This is a genomic window from Actinosynnema sp. ALI-1.44 (genome assembly GCF_001984155.1).
In the GTDB taxonomy this organism is placed as follows: Bacteria; Actinomycetota; Actinomycetes; order Mycobacteriales; family Pseudonocardiaceae; genus Kibdelosporangium.
Genome location: NZ_MTQO01000053.1, coordinates 237702 through 253321 on the forward strand (window position 1 = coordinate 237702; position 15620 = coordinate 253321).

14 protein-coding genes and 1 tRNA gene are annotated in these 15620 nt (G+C 67.4%); 11 read left to right on the top strand and 4 right to left on the bottom strand.

Going from position 1 to position 15620, the window contains the following annotated elements; genetic code table 11:
• Positions 1-111: 111 nt before the first annotated feature.
• A tRNA-Leu gene (locus tag ALI144C_RS43035) sits at positions 112-194 on the bottom strand.
• A 127-nt stretch (positions 195-321) separates the two neighbouring features.
• On the opposite strand from ALI144C_RS43035, the gene ALI144C_RS43040 reads away from it, so the two are divergent.
• The 8 genes from ALI144C_RS43040 to ALI144C_RS43075 all read left to right on the top strand — a co-directional run bounded on the left by ALI144C_RS43040 (position 322) and on the right by ALI144C_RS43075 (position 11503).
• Positions 322-1554, top strand: coding sequence for a DUF3662 and FHA domain-containing protein (locus ALI144C_RS43040; protein WP_076993054.1), 1233 nt, complete (start codon positions 322-324; stop codon positions 1552-1554).
• An 82-nt stretch (positions 1555-1636) separates the two neighbouring features.
• Positions 1637-2095, top strand: a complete 459-nt coding sequence (locus ALI144C_RS43045) for an FHA domain-containing protein FhaB/FipA (RefSeq protein ID WP_054287533.1) — start codon at positions 1637-1639, stop codon at positions 2093-2095.
• Positions 2092-3501, top strand: a complete 1410-nt coding sequence (locus ALI144C_RS43050) for a PP2C family protein-serine/threonine phosphatase (RefSeq protein WP_076993055.1) — start codon at positions 2092-2094, stop codon at positions 3499-3501. The genes ALI144C_RS43045 and ALI144C_RS43050 overlap by 4 nt, the downstream gene beginning before the upstream one ends.
• Positions 3501-4988, top strand: coding sequence for an FtsW/RodA/SpoVE family cell cycle protein (locus tag ALI144C_RS43055; protein ID WP_076993056.1), 1488 nt, complete (start codon positions 3501-3503; stop codon positions 4986-4988). Before ALI144C_RS43050 ends, ALI144C_RS43055 begins: the two co-directional genes overlap by 1 nt.
• Positions 4985-6478 carry a peptidoglycan D,D-transpeptidase FtsI family protein gene (locus tag ALI144C_RS43060; RefSeq protein ID WP_076993057.1) on the top strand — a complete coding sequence of 498 codons (1494 nt, stop codon included), beginning with the start codon at positions 4985-4987 and terminating at the stop codon, positions 6476-6478. Before ALI144C_RS43055 ends, ALI144C_RS43060 begins: the two co-directional genes overlap by 4 nt.
• Positions 6479-6480: 2 nt before the next feature.
• Positions 6481-7914 (top strand): serine/threonine-protein kinase, encoded by a 1434-nt coding sequence (locus ALI144C_RS43065; protein WP_076993058.1) that lies wholly within the window; start codon positions 6481-6483, stop codon positions 7912-7914.
• 73 nt (positions 7915-7987) lie between these two features.
• Positions 7988-9982 (top strand): Stk1 family PASTA domain-containing Ser/Thr kinase, encoded by a 1995-nt coding sequence (pknB, locus tag ALI144C_RS43070; protein ID WP_076993059.1) that lies wholly within the window; start codon positions 7988-7990, stop codon positions 9980-9982.
• 159 nt (positions 9983-10141) lie between these two features.
• The gene (locus ALI144C_RS43075; protein WP_076993060.1) at positions 10142-11503 is read left to right on the top strand and encodes a PP2C family protein-serine/threonine phosphatase; all 1362 of its coding nucleotides are present in this window, start codon (positions 10142-10144) and stop codon (positions 11501-11503) included.
• Here the strand turns inward: ALI144C_RS43075 and ALI144C_RS43080 are convergent, their stop codons facing one another.
• A complete protein-coding gene (locus tag ALI144C_RS43080) occupies positions 11504-12145 on the bottom strand; it encodes an aminodeoxychorismate/anthranilate synthase component II (RefSeq protein WP_076993061.1) in 642 nt (213 codons plus the stop codon).
• A gap of 55 nt (positions 12146-12200) precedes the next feature.
• On the opposite strand from ALI144C_RS43080, the gene ALI144C_RS43085 reads away from it, so the two are divergent.
• Both ALI144C_RS43085 and ALI144C_RS43090 read left to right on the top strand, forming a co-directional pair.
• Positions 12201-13364 carry an APC family permease gene (locus tag ALI144C_RS43085; protein WP_076993062.1) on the top strand — a complete coding sequence of 388 codons (1164 nt, stop codon included), beginning with the start codon at positions 12201-12203 and terminating at the stop codon, positions 13362-13364.
• 40 nt (positions 13365-13404) lie between these two features.
• Positions 13405-14079: an HAD family hydrolase gene (locus ALI144C_RS43090; RefSeq protein ID WP_237774594.1), complete on the top strand. Its 675-nt coding sequence runs from the start codon at positions 13405-13407 to the stop codon at positions 14077-14079.
• A gap of 12 nt (positions 14080-14091) precedes the next feature.
• Here the strand turns inward: ALI144C_RS43090 and ALI144C_RS56040 are convergent, their stop codons facing one another.
• Positions 14092-14250 carry a hypothetical protein gene (locus tag ALI144C_RS56040; protein ID WP_168211496.1) on the bottom strand — a complete coding sequence of 53 codons (159 nt, stop codon included), beginning with the start codon at positions 14248-14250 and terminating at the stop codon, positions 14092-14094.
• Positions 14250-15122, bottom strand: coding sequence for a class E sortase (locus ALI144C_RS43095; RefSeq protein ID WP_441297600.1), 873 nt, complete (start codon positions 15120-15122; stop codon positions 14250-14252). The genes ALI144C_RS56040 and ALI144C_RS43095 overlap by 1 nt, the downstream gene beginning before the upstream one ends.
• Positions 15123-15239: 117 nt before the next feature.
• On the opposite strand from ALI144C_RS43095, the gene crgA reads away from it, so the two are divergent.
• Positions 15240-15509 carry a cell division protein CrgA gene (gene crgA / locus ALI144C_RS43100; protein ID WP_054287523.1) on the top strand — a complete coding sequence of 90 codons (270 nt, stop codon included), beginning with the start codon at positions 15240-15242 and terminating at the stop codon, positions 15507-15509.
• Positions 15510-15620 lie beyond the last annotated feature (111 nt).

Below are 15620 nucleotides of genomic sequence, written 5' to 3' on the forward strand. Positions count from 1 at the left end.
TCGGAAGGAGCCCGCACCGTGGGGGGCTTGGGGGGCTCGGCCCCCCAATATAATGACGAAGCGGTCCCCGCGAAGGTGCGAAGCACCGAGCAAGAACCGCCGACCGTCTCGTGGGCGAGGAGGGAGTTGAACCCTCACGTCCTTTCGGACACACGGACCTGAACCGTGCGCGTCTGCCATTCCGCCACTCGCCCTGAAGTGACCGCGGAAGCGTAGCACGGGGTTTCGAGGGAGTTTGCGGGGGGTTGGAACATCCCGGTGTCACCCGGGCCGCACCCGGATACGATCGGGGAAGGAGCGTACGTGTGGGAGGGATGATCCGTGGGCCTCGTGCAGCGCTTCGAGCGCCGGCTCGAAGGCATCGTGGGTAACACCTTCGCACGTGTGTTCGGTGGCAACGTGGTGCCACAGGAGGTTGCCCAGGCTCTTCAGCGGGAGAGCGAGGACAACGTCCGTGAGTTGGCCGGTGGCAGGATGCTGGCTCCCAACCACTACGTCGTGCAGTTGGGACCCGGTGACCACGACCGGCTCGCGGTGGACGAGGAACGCATCGTCACGCTGCTCACGGACGTGATTTCCGAGAATCTCGCCGAGCACGGGTGGGACACCTTCGGTGACGTCGTAGTCTCCCTGGAGCGCTCCGACGCACTGCATACCGGACAGTTCCGAACACGCTCGTCCGTCGACCCTGACGTAAGCCGACGGCCGGCATCACCTCGCAACGCAGGAGACCGATCCATGAGCCAGCCTCCCGGCTACGGCCAACCGCCTGAGGGTGACCCGTATGGCCAGCAAGGCCAGTACGGATACGGCCAGAACCAATACGGCAACGATCAGAACTACGGCCAGCAGCCGCCGCAGCAGCAGGGCGGTGGCTACGACCAGGGCTACGGCCAGCAGGGCGGCTACGGCGGCCAGCAGGGCTACGACCAGGGCTACGGCCAGCAGCAGGGCGGGTACGACCAGGGCTACGGCCAGCAGGGCGGCGGCGGTTACGGCCAGCAGCCCGGCGGGTATGACCAGGGTTACGGTCAGCAGCCCCAGCAGGGCGGTGGCTACGACCAGGGCTACGGCCAGCAGGGCGGCTACGGCGGCCAGCAGGGCTACGACCAGGGCTACGGCCAGCAGCCGGGCGGTTACCCACAGCAAGGTGGATACGGCCAGCAACAGGGCGGTTACGGTCAGCAGGACCCGTACGGCCAGCAGGCCGACCCGTACGGCCAGCAGGGTTATGCGCCGCCTGCCGTGCAGACCGGGCCTCGCCAGCTGTCCGCCAGCCTCCAGCTGGACGACGGGTCGAACCGCACGTACTCGCTGAAGCAGGGCGGGAACGTGGTCGGCCGTGGTCAGGACGCGGACTTCCGGCTGCCGGACACCGGCGTGTCCCGTCGTCACCTGGAGATCACGTGGGATGGCCAGAGTGCCACACTCGCTGACCTCGGTTCGACGAACGGCACCACGGTGAACGGCACCCCGGTGCAGACGTGGCAACTGGCTGACGGCGACGTCATCCGCATCGGTCACTCGTCGCTGGTGTTCCGCACCCAGGGCTGACGTTCAGTCGTTCGCAGGGCTTGAATACAGTCTCTGTATTCAAGCGGTGTCGGCTGCGATTTTTAGGGAGCGGTCACAACAGGTGCCAGAGCTGGTGATGCAGCTGACCAGAGCAGGGTTTCTAGTCCTGCTCTGGTTGTTCGTGGTGGCCGCGCTGCGGATCGTCCGTTCGGACTTGTACGCGGCGTCAGGTTTGAAGGTCGGCATTCCCGGGTTCCGCAGGGACAAGTCCGGCAAGGCGCGTGGCAAGGCGCCCCGACAGCTCGTGGTGACGCATGGCGCACTGGCGGGCACACGCATCTCGCTGGACGGGCGGCCGATCATGATCGGCCGCGCCGATGACTCCACGCTTGTGATGGACGACGACTACGCGTCGACCAGGCACGCGCGGATCTCGCTGCGGGGTACCGACTGGTATGTCGAGGATCTGGGTTCGACCAACGGGACGTACCTGGACCGAGCGAAGGTGACGGCGCCCATGCGGGTGCCGCTGGGGGTCCCCATCCGCATCGGCAAGACGGTGATCGAGCTGCGCTCATGACCCTTGTCCTCCGATATGCGGCTCGTAGCGACCGGGGCCTGGTTCGTTCGAACAACCAGGACTCCGTGTACGCGGGACCGCGCCTGCTCGCGCTTGCGGACGGGCTGGGGGGACACGCCGCCGGGGAGGTGGCGAGCAAGGTGGTTGTCGGCGCGTTGGCGCCGCTGGACGACGACACGCCTGGTGAGGATCTGCTCGGTCCCCTGCGGGACGCCGCGATCGCGGGCAACAACACCATCTCCGAAATGGTGTCGAGTGATCCGGAGCTCGACGGCATGGGTACGACGCTGACCGCGATGTTGTTCGCGGGGACGCGGATCGGCCTGGTGCACGTCGGCGACTCGCGTGCCTACATGCGCCGCGGTGACCAGTTCTCGCAGATCACACACGACGACACGTTCGTGCAGTCTTTGATCGACGAGGGGCGGATCACCGCGGAGGAGGCGTCGAACCATCCGCAGCGGTCGTTGTTGCTGCGCGCGTTGACCGGGCACGACGTCGAGCCGAGCCTGACGGTCCGCGAGGCCCGCGCCGGTGACCGGTACCTGCTTTGCTCCGACGGGCTCTCGTCGGTGGTCAGCTTCGAGACGCTGTCCGAGGCGATCGAGATCCCGGAGCCGCAGGCCTGCGCCGACCGGATGATCGAGCTGGCGCTCAAGAGCGGCGGGCCCGACAACATCACGGTGATCATCGCCGACGTGGTCGACGTGGACTACGGCGACGACGAGCCGATCGTCGGCGGTGCCGCGGGCAACGGCAACGAGGACTCGCCTCCGCCGGACTCGTCGGCGTCCCGCGCCGCGGCGATCACGGCGGCCGCACGGCCGAAGCCCGAGCCGCGCAAGATCGAACAGCCCGAGCCGGAGGACCCGAAGGCCAAGGGCCGCAAGCGGGTGAAGACGCTGCTGATCTCACTCGCCGTGCTCGTCCTGCTGACCGCGGGCGGGTTCGGGATCCGGTACTTCGTGCTGCGCAACTACTACGTCGGCGAGGGCACCGGCCAGTTCAAGGGTGAGATCACGATCTTCCAGGGTGTTCCCGGCACGGTTCTGGGCGTTCCACTGCAACGCGAGCTGCAGGGTTCGTGCGATCCGGCGCTGGACAAGTGCAACAAGCGCTTCGTCGACCAGCTCGACGAGGCAGGCAAAGCGACCGTGCTCAGCGAGAACAACACCTATGGCAGCCTGGTCGAGGCGCGTGAGTTCATAAACCGGCTGCGGACCGAGAACGTCCTCGATCCGTGTCCGGATGTGATCGCACAGCAACAGCAACAGCAGAACCAGTCGGCGACGTCCGCGCCGCCGTCGGACTCGGCGAATCCTGAGGTGGCGAGCACCATGCCGTCGTCACCGCCGCGTCCTGGCGTGGACTGCCGACCCGAGCACACCAAGGGTGGCGGCGGCTGATGGCGCAACCGGTTCCCGTCGGGGCGGGTCCGGCGACGGCGACCGGGCAGGGCAACAACAGCAATCCCGCGATGCAGCCGGTCGCGCCGACGCGGCGCGGCACGGAGCTGTGGATGCTCGCCTTCGCCGCCGCCCTCGTCACCGGCGCTCTGACACTCGTCTCGGTCAACCAGAAGCAAGAGCTGACCATCCAGGTCCTCTGGTACGGCCTTGCGTTCTTCGCGGTGTTCACGATCGCGCACCTCGCGGTCCGCAAGCTGGCGCCGTACGCGGATCCGCTGATCCTGCCGTGCGTGGCGCTGCTGCACGGGGTCGGTCTCGTGATGATCTACCGGATCGACCTGGCCAAGACCGAGCAGGCGATCGCCAAGGCCAGGGAGTACTCCGCGTCCGCGCCGAAACAGGTGATGTGGACGGGGATCTCGCTCGTGTTGTTCCTGGCTGTGCTGTGGGTGGTCAAGAACCACCGCGTGCTGGCCAAGTACGGGTACACCGCGGGTCTGGTCGGCTTGGTCGCGTTGGCGATGCCCGCGCTGCTGCCGTCGAGCATCTCCGAGGTCAACGGCGCCAAGGTGTGGCTGAAGCTCGGCGTCTTCAACATCCAGCCGGGTGAGTTCGCCAAGATCCTGCTGATGGTGTTCTTCGCGTCGTTCCTGGTGTCCAAACGCGACTTGTTCATGGTCGCGGGGCGCCGGTTCCTCGGGTTGGAGCTGCCTCGGGCGCGTGACCTCGGGCCGATCCTGGTCGCGTGGGGTGTCGCCATCGCCGTCCTGGTCTTCGAGAAGGACCTCGGCACCTCGCTGCTGATCTTCGGCATCGTCCTCGCGATGCTCTACGTGGCGACCGAACGGGCCGCGTGGGTGGTCATCGGCCTGACGCTGTTCATCGGTGGCGCGTTGCTCGCGTTCTCGATGTTCACGCACGTCCAGCAGCGTGTGGCGAACTGGCTGACCCCGATGGACAAGGTCGTCTACGCCAGGGACGGCGGGAGCTACCAGATCGCGCAGGGGCTGTTCGGCCTCGGCAGCGGCGGGATGGCGGGCACCGGGCTCGGCGCGGGGCGGCCGGACATCGTGCCGGAGGCCAAGACGGACTTCATCACCGCGGCGATCGGCGAGGAGCTCGGCTTCATCGGCCTCGCCGCGATCCTGCTCGTGTACATGCTCCTTGCCATGCGCGGGCTGCGTAGCGCGGTTGCCGTCCGTGACAGTTTCGGCAAACTGCTCGGCGGGGGCCTGTCGTTCGCCATCGTGATGCAGGTCTTCGTCGTCGTCGGTGGTGTGACGGCACTGATCCCGATGACGGGTATCACCGCGCCGTTCCTGTCGTACGGCGGCTCCTCGCTGCTGGCGAACTACATCCTGATAGCCCTGTTGTTGCGGATATCCGACGCCGCTCGGCGGCCACAGACCGGTTCGCGCCCGCGGCCGGTTCAGCAGGCACCACTCGGGGAGGCCAGCACGGTGATGGTGGAGCGGCCGACATGAACACACCTCTTCGCCGGGTCGGCCTGGCCATGCTCGCGATGGTCGTGCTGTTGCTGGCCAACATCACCTACATCCAAATGGTGAAGGCCGACGACTACCGGGCCGACGCGCGCAACCAACGGGTGCGTTTCGACGAGTACTCCCGCGAGCGCGGCAAGATCATCTCCAGTGACGGCAAGCTGCTCGCGACGGTCGCGCAGACCAACGACTCGCTGCGGTACCAGCGCCAGTACCCGCTCGGTGCGGCGTTCGCGCCGGTCACCGGCTTCTACTCGATCCGCTACGGCCCGGCGGCGCTCGAGCGCACCGAGAAGGACATCCTCGACGGCTCGGACGACCGGTTGTTCGTGCGCAGGCTGTCGGACCTGATCACCGGTCGCGACCCGCGCGGCGGCAACATCCAGACCACGATCGACTCCCGCGTGCAGCAGGCCGCGTACGACGCGATGACCAAACCGGGTACCGGCGCCGCCTACACGGGCGCGGTCGTCGCACTCCGGCCGCAGACCGGCGAGATCCTCGCGATGGTGTCCACGCCGTCCTACGACCCGAACCCGTTGGCCTCGCACAGCGCGGACGAGCAGGCGGCCGCATGGACGGCGTACGACAAGGACAAGACCCGGCCGATGGTCAACCGGGCGATCCAGGACACCTACCCGCCTGGTTCGACGTTCAAGCTGGTGGTCAGCGCGGCCGCGCTGGAAGACGGCATGAACAAGGACACCCAGCTGACCGCGGCGAACTCGGTCCAACTGCCGGGCACGAGGACAGATCTGGAGAACTTCAACGGCGGCCACTGCGGCCCCGGCGACCAGCAGACGGCTTCGCTGGAGACCGCGATCGCGTTGTCGTGCAACACCGCGTTCGCCACGCTGGCAGGCCAGCTCGGCCCGGACAAGCTCCGCGAGCAGGCCGCGAAGTTCGGCATCGGCCAGACCGACCTGAAGATCCCGATGGGCGTCGAGGAGTCCCACATCGGCCCGATGCCCGACGCGGCCGCGGTCTTCCAGACCGGGATCGGTCAGCGTGACGTCCGGCTGACGCCGATGCAGGATGCCATGGTCGTCGCGGCGATCGCCAACGGCGGCACGCTGATGCGGCCGCAGCTGGTGCAGAAGAAGCTGGCCCCGGACCTGTCGGAGATGTCGAAGTTCAAGGCGGACGAGGTCGGCAAGGCGATGTCCGGCTCCAACGCGTCGGCCTTGCGCGACATGATGAAGAAGTCCGAGGAGAACACCAAGGGCAACGGCAAGGTCAACGGGCTGGTCATCGCGTCGAAGACCGGGACGGCCGAGCACGGCAAGGACCCGAAGAACACCCCGCCGCACGCTTGGTACGTCGCTTTCGCTCCCGCGGACAACCCGCAGATCGCTGTGGCCGTCATTGTTGAGAGCGGCGGCAACCGCGGACTCGCGGCAACCGGTGGATTGGTTGCGGCGTCCGTCGGCAGAGCGGCCATCAACGCGTTGCCGGGAATCGGAGGTAGGTGAGCATGCTGACGTCGGGGCAGCTGCTTGCCGACCGGTACCGGTTGGTGCGGCGCATCGCCGTCGGTGGCATGGGTGAGGTCTGGGAGGCCTCCGACACGCGCCTCGACCGCTCGGTCGCGGTGAAGGTGCTCAAGCCCGAACTGTGTGGTGACGCGGAGTTCCTGCACCGGTTCCGTACCGAGGCGCGGACCATGTCGTCGCTCAACCACCCGGGCATCGCGTCGGTCCACGACTACGGCGAGACAGCGGCGACTCCCGACGGGCCGCAGGACACCGCGTACCTGGTCATGGAACTCGTCGAGGGCGAGCCGTTGGCGACGGTCCTCGCGCGGGAAGGCCGGATCAACGCCGACCGGACGCTGGACATCCTCGAACAGGCCGGTGTGGCGTTGCAGGCGGCGCACACCAGCGGTTACGTGCACCGGGATGTCAAGCCGGGCAACATCATGATCACCCCGGCGGGCGTGGTGAAGCTGACCGACTTCGGCATCGCGAAGGCCGCCGACGCGGCTCCGGTGACCAGGTCGGGCATGGTGATGGGCACGGCGCACTACATCGCGCCTGAACAAGCGCTCGGTCAGGACGCCGAGCCGGCCAGCGATGTGTACTCGTTGGCGGTTGTTGGGTACGAGTGCCTTATGGGACACCGCCCGTTCCTCTCGGAGAACGCGGTGACCGTGGCGATGATGCACATCCGCGACATCCCGCCGCCGTTGCCGCCGGACGTGCCGCCTGGAGCGCGTGCGGTCATCGAGGCGACGCTGGTGAAGGACCCCCGCAAGCGCTACAGCGACGGCGGGGAGTTCGCCGCGGCGGTCGCCGCGGTTCGTGCCGGTCGTCCGTTGCCCACCCCATCAGGTGTGGCTATGGCGGCGGCACACCCTGTCACCCATACAGGCACACATCCGGGCATAGCGCCGACCAGCATGCCTCTGCCGATGGCGCACGGCACCGGCTCGTTTCCGATGCCACCGCGACAACCACAACGCAGCAGCCGCGCGTGGCTGTGGACGTTGCTCGCGTTGTTGCTGGTGGCGCTTGTCGTGCTGGTGGTGTGGGTGCTGGTGCCGAAGCTGGCGGGGTCGAGCACACCTCCGTCGGACGCGCCCGGTCGTGGGCAGCCCAGCGCCACGCAGGCAACCCCCGGGGTCACCTTCCCGCCGGACGAACCGACATATGGTGAGCCGAACGGACAGGGACGTCCAGCCGTGAACCAGGTGAAAGCGGGCGAACTGCTCGGGCACCCCGCCTCTGTGGTAGTCGAGCGGTTACGGGAGGCTGGTCTGCGACCGGATGTTCGATCGCTACGGTTGTCGGGCGGACCGGCGCAGGATCTGCGGACGTGCTACGTGACAAGCGTCAAGCCGACAGGTCAGGTGGATCCCGGGTCGGCGGTGACCGTCGAGTGCGACCCGGACAACCGGCCAGCTGGATGAAAACGGCATGGCGGAACGGCAAGAGCGGGCATGATGGGACCGAGAAGTTGACTAGGAGCGGGACAACGCAGCGATGACGACACCGCGACTGCTCTCCAATCGCTACGAGCTGGGCGAAACGCTCGGCTACGGCGGCATGTCCGAGGTTCACAAAGGTCGCGACGTTCGGCTCGGTCGTGACGTCGCGGTGAAGGTGCTGCGTGCCGACCTGGCACGGGACCCGCAGTTCCAGGAACGCTTCCGCCGTGAGGCCCAGAACGCGGCCGCGCTCAACCACCCCGCCATCGTCGCTGTCTACGACACCGGGGAGACGCGCACCGAGTACGGCCCGTTGCCGTACATCGTGATGGAGTACGTCGACGGGCGGACCCTGCGCGACATCGTCAAGACCGAAGGCCCCCTGCCCGGCCAGCGCGCCATGGAGATCATGGCGGACGTCTGCGCGGCGCTCGACTTCTCCCACCGGCACGGCATCATCCACCGTGACGTGAAACCCGCCAACGTGATGATCACCAAGACCGGTGCGGTCAAGGTGATGGACTTCGGGATCGCCCGCGCGGTGCACGACGGCCAGGCGGCCGTCACGCAGACCGCCGCGGTGATCGGCACCGCCCAGTACCTGTCCCCGGAACAAGCCCGTGGCGAGGCCGTCGACGCACGAAGCGACGTCTACGCGACCGGCTGCGTGTTGTTCGAGCTGCTGACCGGTGAGCCGCCGTTCACGGGTGACTCGCCCGTGGCCGTGGCCTACCAGCACGTGCGGGAAGACCCGCGCAAGCCGTCGCAGGTCAACAGCCGCGTCAGCCCCCAGCTCGACGCGATCGTGCTCAAGGCCATGGCCAAGGGAGCGGCCAACCGCTACCAGTCGGCCGCGGAGATGCGGATGGACATCGTCCGCGTGCTGTCCGGGCAACGCCCGTCCGCGCCGATGGTGATGACCGAGGACGACCGCACGGCGATGCTCGGCCAGCAGACCCGCGTCGCAGACACCCCGCGCGGCCGTCACCGGCCGGATGCGATGGCCGATGACTACGACGACTACGACGCGGACGAGGAAGAGCGCAAACGCAAGCGCCGCAAGGCGTGGATGACAGCGCTGATCACGTTGCTCGTCGTCGCGGTGATCGTGCTCGGTATCTGGCTGACCACGAAGTTGTTGTCCGGCAATGACAAGAACACCCAGTTCGTGGACCTCCCGTCGGTGACGGGGATGCAGGAGGCCGCCGCTCGCACCCAGTTGTCCAAGCTGGGCTTCAAGGTCAGCACCGAAGACCTCAAGTGCGAGCCTGCCGCACCGGGCCAGGCCCCGCCGTGCACCGCGGAGAACGTCGGCAGCGTGATCCGCCAGGAGCCGGGAGCGCCCAGCAAGATCGAACAGGGCAGCACGGTGAAGCTGTTCATCGGGCGCGGCGCCAGCACGGTGAAGATCCCCGACGTCAAGGGCAAGGACAAGAACGAGGCCATCAGGCTCATCACCGAGGCCGGTCTGGTCCCCGCACAGGACGACGCCACCGAGGAAACCTCCGAGACCGCCCTGGTCAACAAGGTGGCGAGCACGAACCCGCCGATCGGCCTCGACGTGCCGAAGGGCACGAAGGTGACGCTGTCGATCGGCAAGGCGCAGGCGCAGAAGGACGTGCCGAACGTCGTCGGCCAGGACTTCGCGGCGGCCAAGTCCAACCTGGAGTCGGAGGGGTTCAAGGTCTCCCGCACCGACGTCGACTCCGACCAGCCCAAGGACATCGTGGTCAACCAGAGCCCGAAGTCCAAGGCAAGGCCGAACTCGACGATCACCCTGCAGGTCTCCAAGGGGCAGCAGCAGTCGACGCAGACGCCGAACCCGGACCAGATCGACATGCCGAACCTGGTCGGGATGAACGAGAACGTCGCACGGCAGACGCTGCGCAACGCGGGCTGGAGTGGCGATTTCAAGGTCACCTCGGAAACCACCAACGACCCGAGCAAGTTCGGTCAGGTCGACGAGCAGGACCCACCGCCCGGGACGAAGATCTCGAAGAACCAGACGGTCAACGTCTCGGTCTTCAGACAGATCAGGCCGGGTGGCTGACCGGACGCCCTGCGGTGTGTGATCGATGGTTTTGTATGTTGTTGCCCCAAGATCTCGGCCTGGCGGTACCTGGACGCCGCAGTGTCCGGAAAGGCGGAATGCAATGGTTGGGCGACTTCGCGCAACGGTGACCGGTCCCGTTGAGAGCCCACGCTGGCCATGACCCTTGCGCTGAAGTACGCGGCACGTAGCGACCGCGGATTACACCGGTCCAACAACGAGGACTCGGTGTACGCCGGGCCGCACCTGCTCGCCATCGCGGACGGGATGGGCGGGCACGCCGCGGGAGAGGTGGCCAGCAAGGTCGTCATCGCCGCGCTCGCACCTCTCGACGAGGACGTCCCCGGCGACGACCTGCTCGGCAAGTTGCACGAGGCGGTCGTCTCGGGCAACGCCACGATCGCCGAACTGGTCGACCAGGACCCGGACCTCGAGGGCATGGGCACGACGCTGACGGCGATCCTGTTCGGCGGCGGCAGGCTGGGCCTCGCCAACATCGGGGACTCCCGCACGTACCTGTGGCGTGACGGGCAGTTCAACCAGATCACCAGGGACGACAGCTTCGTGCAGTCCCTGCTGGACGAAGGCCGCATCACGGCGGAGGAAGCGCTCACGCACCCGCAGCGTTCGCTGGTGTTGCGCGCACTGGTCGGCCACGAGGTGATCGAGCCGACCCTCCAGGTGCGTGAGACCAGGGCGGGCGACCGGTACCTGCTGTGCTCGGACGGGCTGTCGGACGTGGTCGGCTTCGAGAAGCTGGCCGAGACGATCCAGATCGCCGACCGCCAGGCGTGCGCGGACAAGATGATCGAGCTCGCCCTGCAGGGCGGCGGCCCGGACAACGTGACGGTCATCGTCGCCGACGTGGTCGAGGAGGAGCCCCAGGTCACACAGGCGTTCGACGCGTCGAGCAACCACCTGCAGCCGGTCGGCCCGACCACGTCACCGCCTCGGCAGCCGGTCGCGATGCCCACGCAGCAGCAGCCGCAGGCGACGCTGCAGCAACCGCCGCCGCCACCGCAGGAGAAGCCGAGGAAACGCGGCCGCAAGATCGCGATCATCGTGGCGTCGGCCTTGATCCTGCTGGCGCTCGCCGGTGCCGGGATCCGGTACCTCGCCTACACCAACTACTACGTCGGTGTGGGCGAGGCCGGGGAGATCTCGGTCTTCCAGGGCGTCCGGGGGACGGTGCTGGGGGTGGAACTGCACCGGAAGGTCGAGGGGTCGTGCGCGCCGGGGTCCGGTGCCTCGTGCAGCCCGCTGAAGGTCGACAGCCTCACCACGGCGAACCAGACCAAGGCCAACGAGGGGCTGCCGGTCAACGACCTGGAAGCGGCGCGCAGGACCATCTCGACGTGGCGCGACGAGAACCAGGCCGCCGACTGCCCCGAGCAGCCGACGCAACCCCCGACCAGCGGCTCCACCGCCCCGGCGGGTACGACGACCACTTCGACGGCCCCGGCGACCAACGTGCCGTCGTTCCCCGCGGGCGACACCCCGTCGCAGTCGCCGAACTGCTAGCTAGCGGAGGACTGCGGCCTCGGTCAGGGTCCGCATCCCCCGTTCCAGCTCGGCCACCTTGTTCTCCGCGACGGGGTGGCCGCACGCCGCCAGCCAGTTCGCCAGCATCCGGTGGCCGCCGTCGGTGAGCACCGACTCGGGGTGGAACTGGACGCCCTCGATCGGCAGCTCGCGGTGCCGCATCCCCATCACGATGCCGGTCTCGGTGCGCCCGGTGACCTCGAACTCGTCCGGGATGGTCTCCGGCAGGACGGTCAGCGAGTGGTAGCGCGTCGCGGTGAACGGGTCGGGCAGCCCGGCGAGCACACCGGCACCGGAGTGGTGGACCTGGCTGGTCTTGCCGTGCAGCAGCTCCGGCGCTCGGTCGACCGTGGCGCCCCACGCCACACCGATCGCCTGGTGCCCGAGGCACACGCCCAGGACGGGCACACGCCGGTCGGCGGCCTGCTTGATCAGCTCGATGCTGCGGCCCGCGCGCTCCGGTGTGCCGGGGCCGGGGCTGACCAGCACCCCGTCGAACCCGTCGAGCGCCAGTTCCGGCGAGTCGTTGCGGAGCACGGAGCACTCCGCGTCCAACTGGGCCAGGTACTGCACCAGGTTGTAGACGAAGCTGTCGTAGTTGTCGACCACCAGCACGCGCATGCCGACATGCTATTCGGCCGCAACGCGACCAAGCGATTATGTTTCGATCGCTCATGTGAGTGGGCAGCTCGCGCGTCGGCTGGGCACGGTCGACGCGACGACAATGGGCTTGGGGTCCATGCTCGGCGCGGGCGTCTTCGTGGCTTTCGCGCCCGCGGCGACGGCAGCGGGTTCCGGTCTGCTGGTCGCGTTGGTGATCGCGGCTTTCGTGGCGTACTGCAACGCCTCGTCGTCCGCCCGGCTGGCCGCCAGGTACCCGCAGTCCGGCGGGACCTACGTCTACGGGCGGGAACGGCTCGGCCCGTGGTGGGGTTTCACGGCGGGCTGGGGTTTCGTGACGGGCAAGATCGCCAGTTGCGCGGCGATGGCGCTGACGTTCGCGTCGTACGTGGCGCCGGGTTACGAGAAACCTCTCGCGATCGCGGCGGTGCTCGCCCTGGCCGCGGTGAACTACCGGGGGATCACCCGGACCGCGGCGCTGACCAGGATCCTGTTGGCCGTCGTGCTGGCGGTGCTGGTGGCGGTGGTGGTCATCGGCCTGCCCCACGCCACGTGGCAACCGGTCACCTGGGACGGTGTCGGGATCCTGCAGGCGTCCGGGCTGCTGTTCTTCGCGTTCGCGGGTTACGCGCGGATCGCGACGCTCGGCGAGGAGGTCCGCGATCCGCACCGCACGATCCCCCGCGCGATCCTCCTGGCACTGGCCATGGCGGTGGTGATCTACCTGGTCGTCGGCGCGACAGTGCTGGGTGTGCTGGGGCCGTCGCAGCTGGCCCAGTCGTCGGCTCCGCTCGCGCAGATCACGCCGTTGGCCAAAGCCGGTGCGGTGGCTGGAAGCCTGGGCGCGCTGCTCGCGTTGATCGCGGGTGTGGGGCGCACGGCGCTGGCAATGGCCCGTAACCACGACCTGCCGCCTTTCCTCGCTGCGGTGCACCCCAGGTTCTCGGTGCCGCACAAGGCGGAGGTCGCCGCCGCGGTCGTCGTGTGCGGCCTGGTCCTCGCTTTCGACGTACGCGGCGCGATCGGCTTCTCGTCGTTCGGTGTGCTTGTGTACTACGCGATCACCAACGCCTCGGCGTGGTCGATGAACCGGAGTCCGGTGGCGGTGGCCGGTCTGGTGGGCTGTGCCGTGCTGGTGGCGTTCCTGCCGGTCAGCTCGGTGCTGATCGGTTTGGCGGTGTTCGCGGTCGGCTGGGTGGTCCGAGCGGTCCGGCAATAAAGTGGTGCGCCCGTACCACTTTGCCCGTACCCTGCCCGGTGTGCTGATCTTCGACGCGGACGACACCCTGTGGGAGAACAACGTCCTGTTCGAACGGGTGATCAACGACTTCCTGGACTGGCTGGCCCACCCCACGATGGACCGGGCACAGCTGAGGCCGATCCTGGACGACATCGAGCGCGCGAACATCGCGACCGTCGGCTACGGCACGAAAGCGCTGCTGCGCAACCTCCACGACACCTTCAAGCACCTCTACCAGCGCGACGTGTCCAGCGCGGAGAGCGAGCAGATCGAACAGCTGGCGGTGACGCTGATCAACCACCAGGTGGAACTGATCCACGGCGTCCCGGAAACCCTCACGCAACTGGGCACGCGGCACGACCTGCTGATGCTGACCAAAGGCGCGACGGACGAACAACAGCGCAAGATCGACAAGTCGGGCCTGGCGCACCACTTCAAGAGCATCCACATCGTGCCCGAGAAGGACCCGGACACCTACCGGGCGCTCGCGAAGGAACTGGCACTCGACGTGGACACGACGTGGATGATCGGGAACTCCCCGAAGTCGGACATCCGTTCGTCCAGAGCGGCGGGGATGAAGGCGGTCTTCATCCCGAACGTGCACACGTGGATCCTGGAAGAGGAGGAGCTGGACCCGGCGGACGAGGGGATCCTGCACCTCGAACGCTTCACGGACCTGCTGAACCACTTCTGAAGCAGGGGACCGTCACTGCTCGGTGGTCACGTTGTTGAACCACAGCTTCGGTTCGAGCCACGGGAACACCACGAACAGCAGCAACGCGGCCACGCCGAGGATCAGGATCGTGGCGATGGTGATCCGCACCGCCAGTGGTCCGGGGAGCTTGCGCCAGATCCACCCGTACATCAGCTGTCCTCCAGCATCCCGGCCGGTGGTTGGCCGGGGTTGGCTGGGTTCTTGGCCACCTGCAGGGTCATCACAGCGTGCACGATGAGCCGCTGGGCGTCCGAGAATTTCGGGTGGCATGTGGTCAGCGTCAACAACGCCGCACCCGGCTTGGTGCCCGCAGGGGCGTAGGGCACCGGTGAGATGACCCCTCCTTGCGAGGGTTTCACGATGTCCCGGCCGAAGACCTTCGAGTAGTCGGCGCCGAGCACGTTGACCTTCTGGCACTTGGGGCTCTTGGTCCGGACCGAGTCCCACTTCGGGGCCTCGTCCTCCTTGGGCAGCATCCGGTACTCGAACCAGCTGCCCTCGGTTTCGATCACGATTTTGTCACAGGATTGCAGCAGATCGAGGTCGTTGAAGGGGGCGCCTTTGCCGACCCTGTGCCCAGCGATCGCGAAGTTGCCGTGCTCACCCGGCAACGCGGTGCCCTTGTAGTGGCCCGGTCCGCTCTCCAGCGTCTTGTCGCTGGTGCCCTCGAGCACTGTGAAGTGAAAATCCGACCCGAACTGGGGCATGTAGATCTTGGCGAAGCCCTTGCCGTCTTCCAGCTCGATCTTGTTGGTCCGTTCGCCGCCTTCGACGACGTCCGCACCGGGGTGTTGCCACTGGTCGTCGAGGGCGGCCGTGGCCTCGCGCTGCTTGCCCGCCGAGAAGAGGTCGGTGATGTACAGCTCGTAGACCACGAACAGCAGGACGACCATGCCCGCGGTGATCAGCAGTTCGCCGACGTTGCGGACCACGTTGCGGGCCCGGTCACCGGGCTCAGGCGGTCGGTCCCCCAGCTCGCCGTACAGGCGTCCCGAGTCGTAGTCACCCTCGTGAGTTCCCACTCGTACTCCCCTGGTGGTTCGCGAGCCTTTTCGACTACGTTAACGTGTTCCCACGGCGGCAGTTACGGACCTCCGTCTGCCGCCGTATACACACGCATAACGCCAGGCGAGGACACGATGCCCAAGTCCAAGGTTCGCAAGAAGAGCGTCTACACGGCGCCCGCCAGCGATCGCCGTACCCCGGTGAAGGTGCGTGGGGGCGGCCCTTCGCATCCGCTGTACATCGCGGTCATGCTCGGCGTGATGGTGATCGGTCTCGCGTGGCTGGTGGTCAACTACATCGCCGGTCCGTCCATTCCGTTCATGAACGACCTGGGCAACTGGAACTTCGCGATCGGGTTCGCGCTGATGATCGGTGGTCTGCTGATGACCATGCGGTGGCGCTGAACCGTGCTGTTCACTCGGTAGTGGGACCCCGGTTTCCACCCGTTCAGCCCAGCGTTACTGAACCACAAGGATGTAACTCATCCCCAGTGTGGACAACTCTTGTGGATAAGT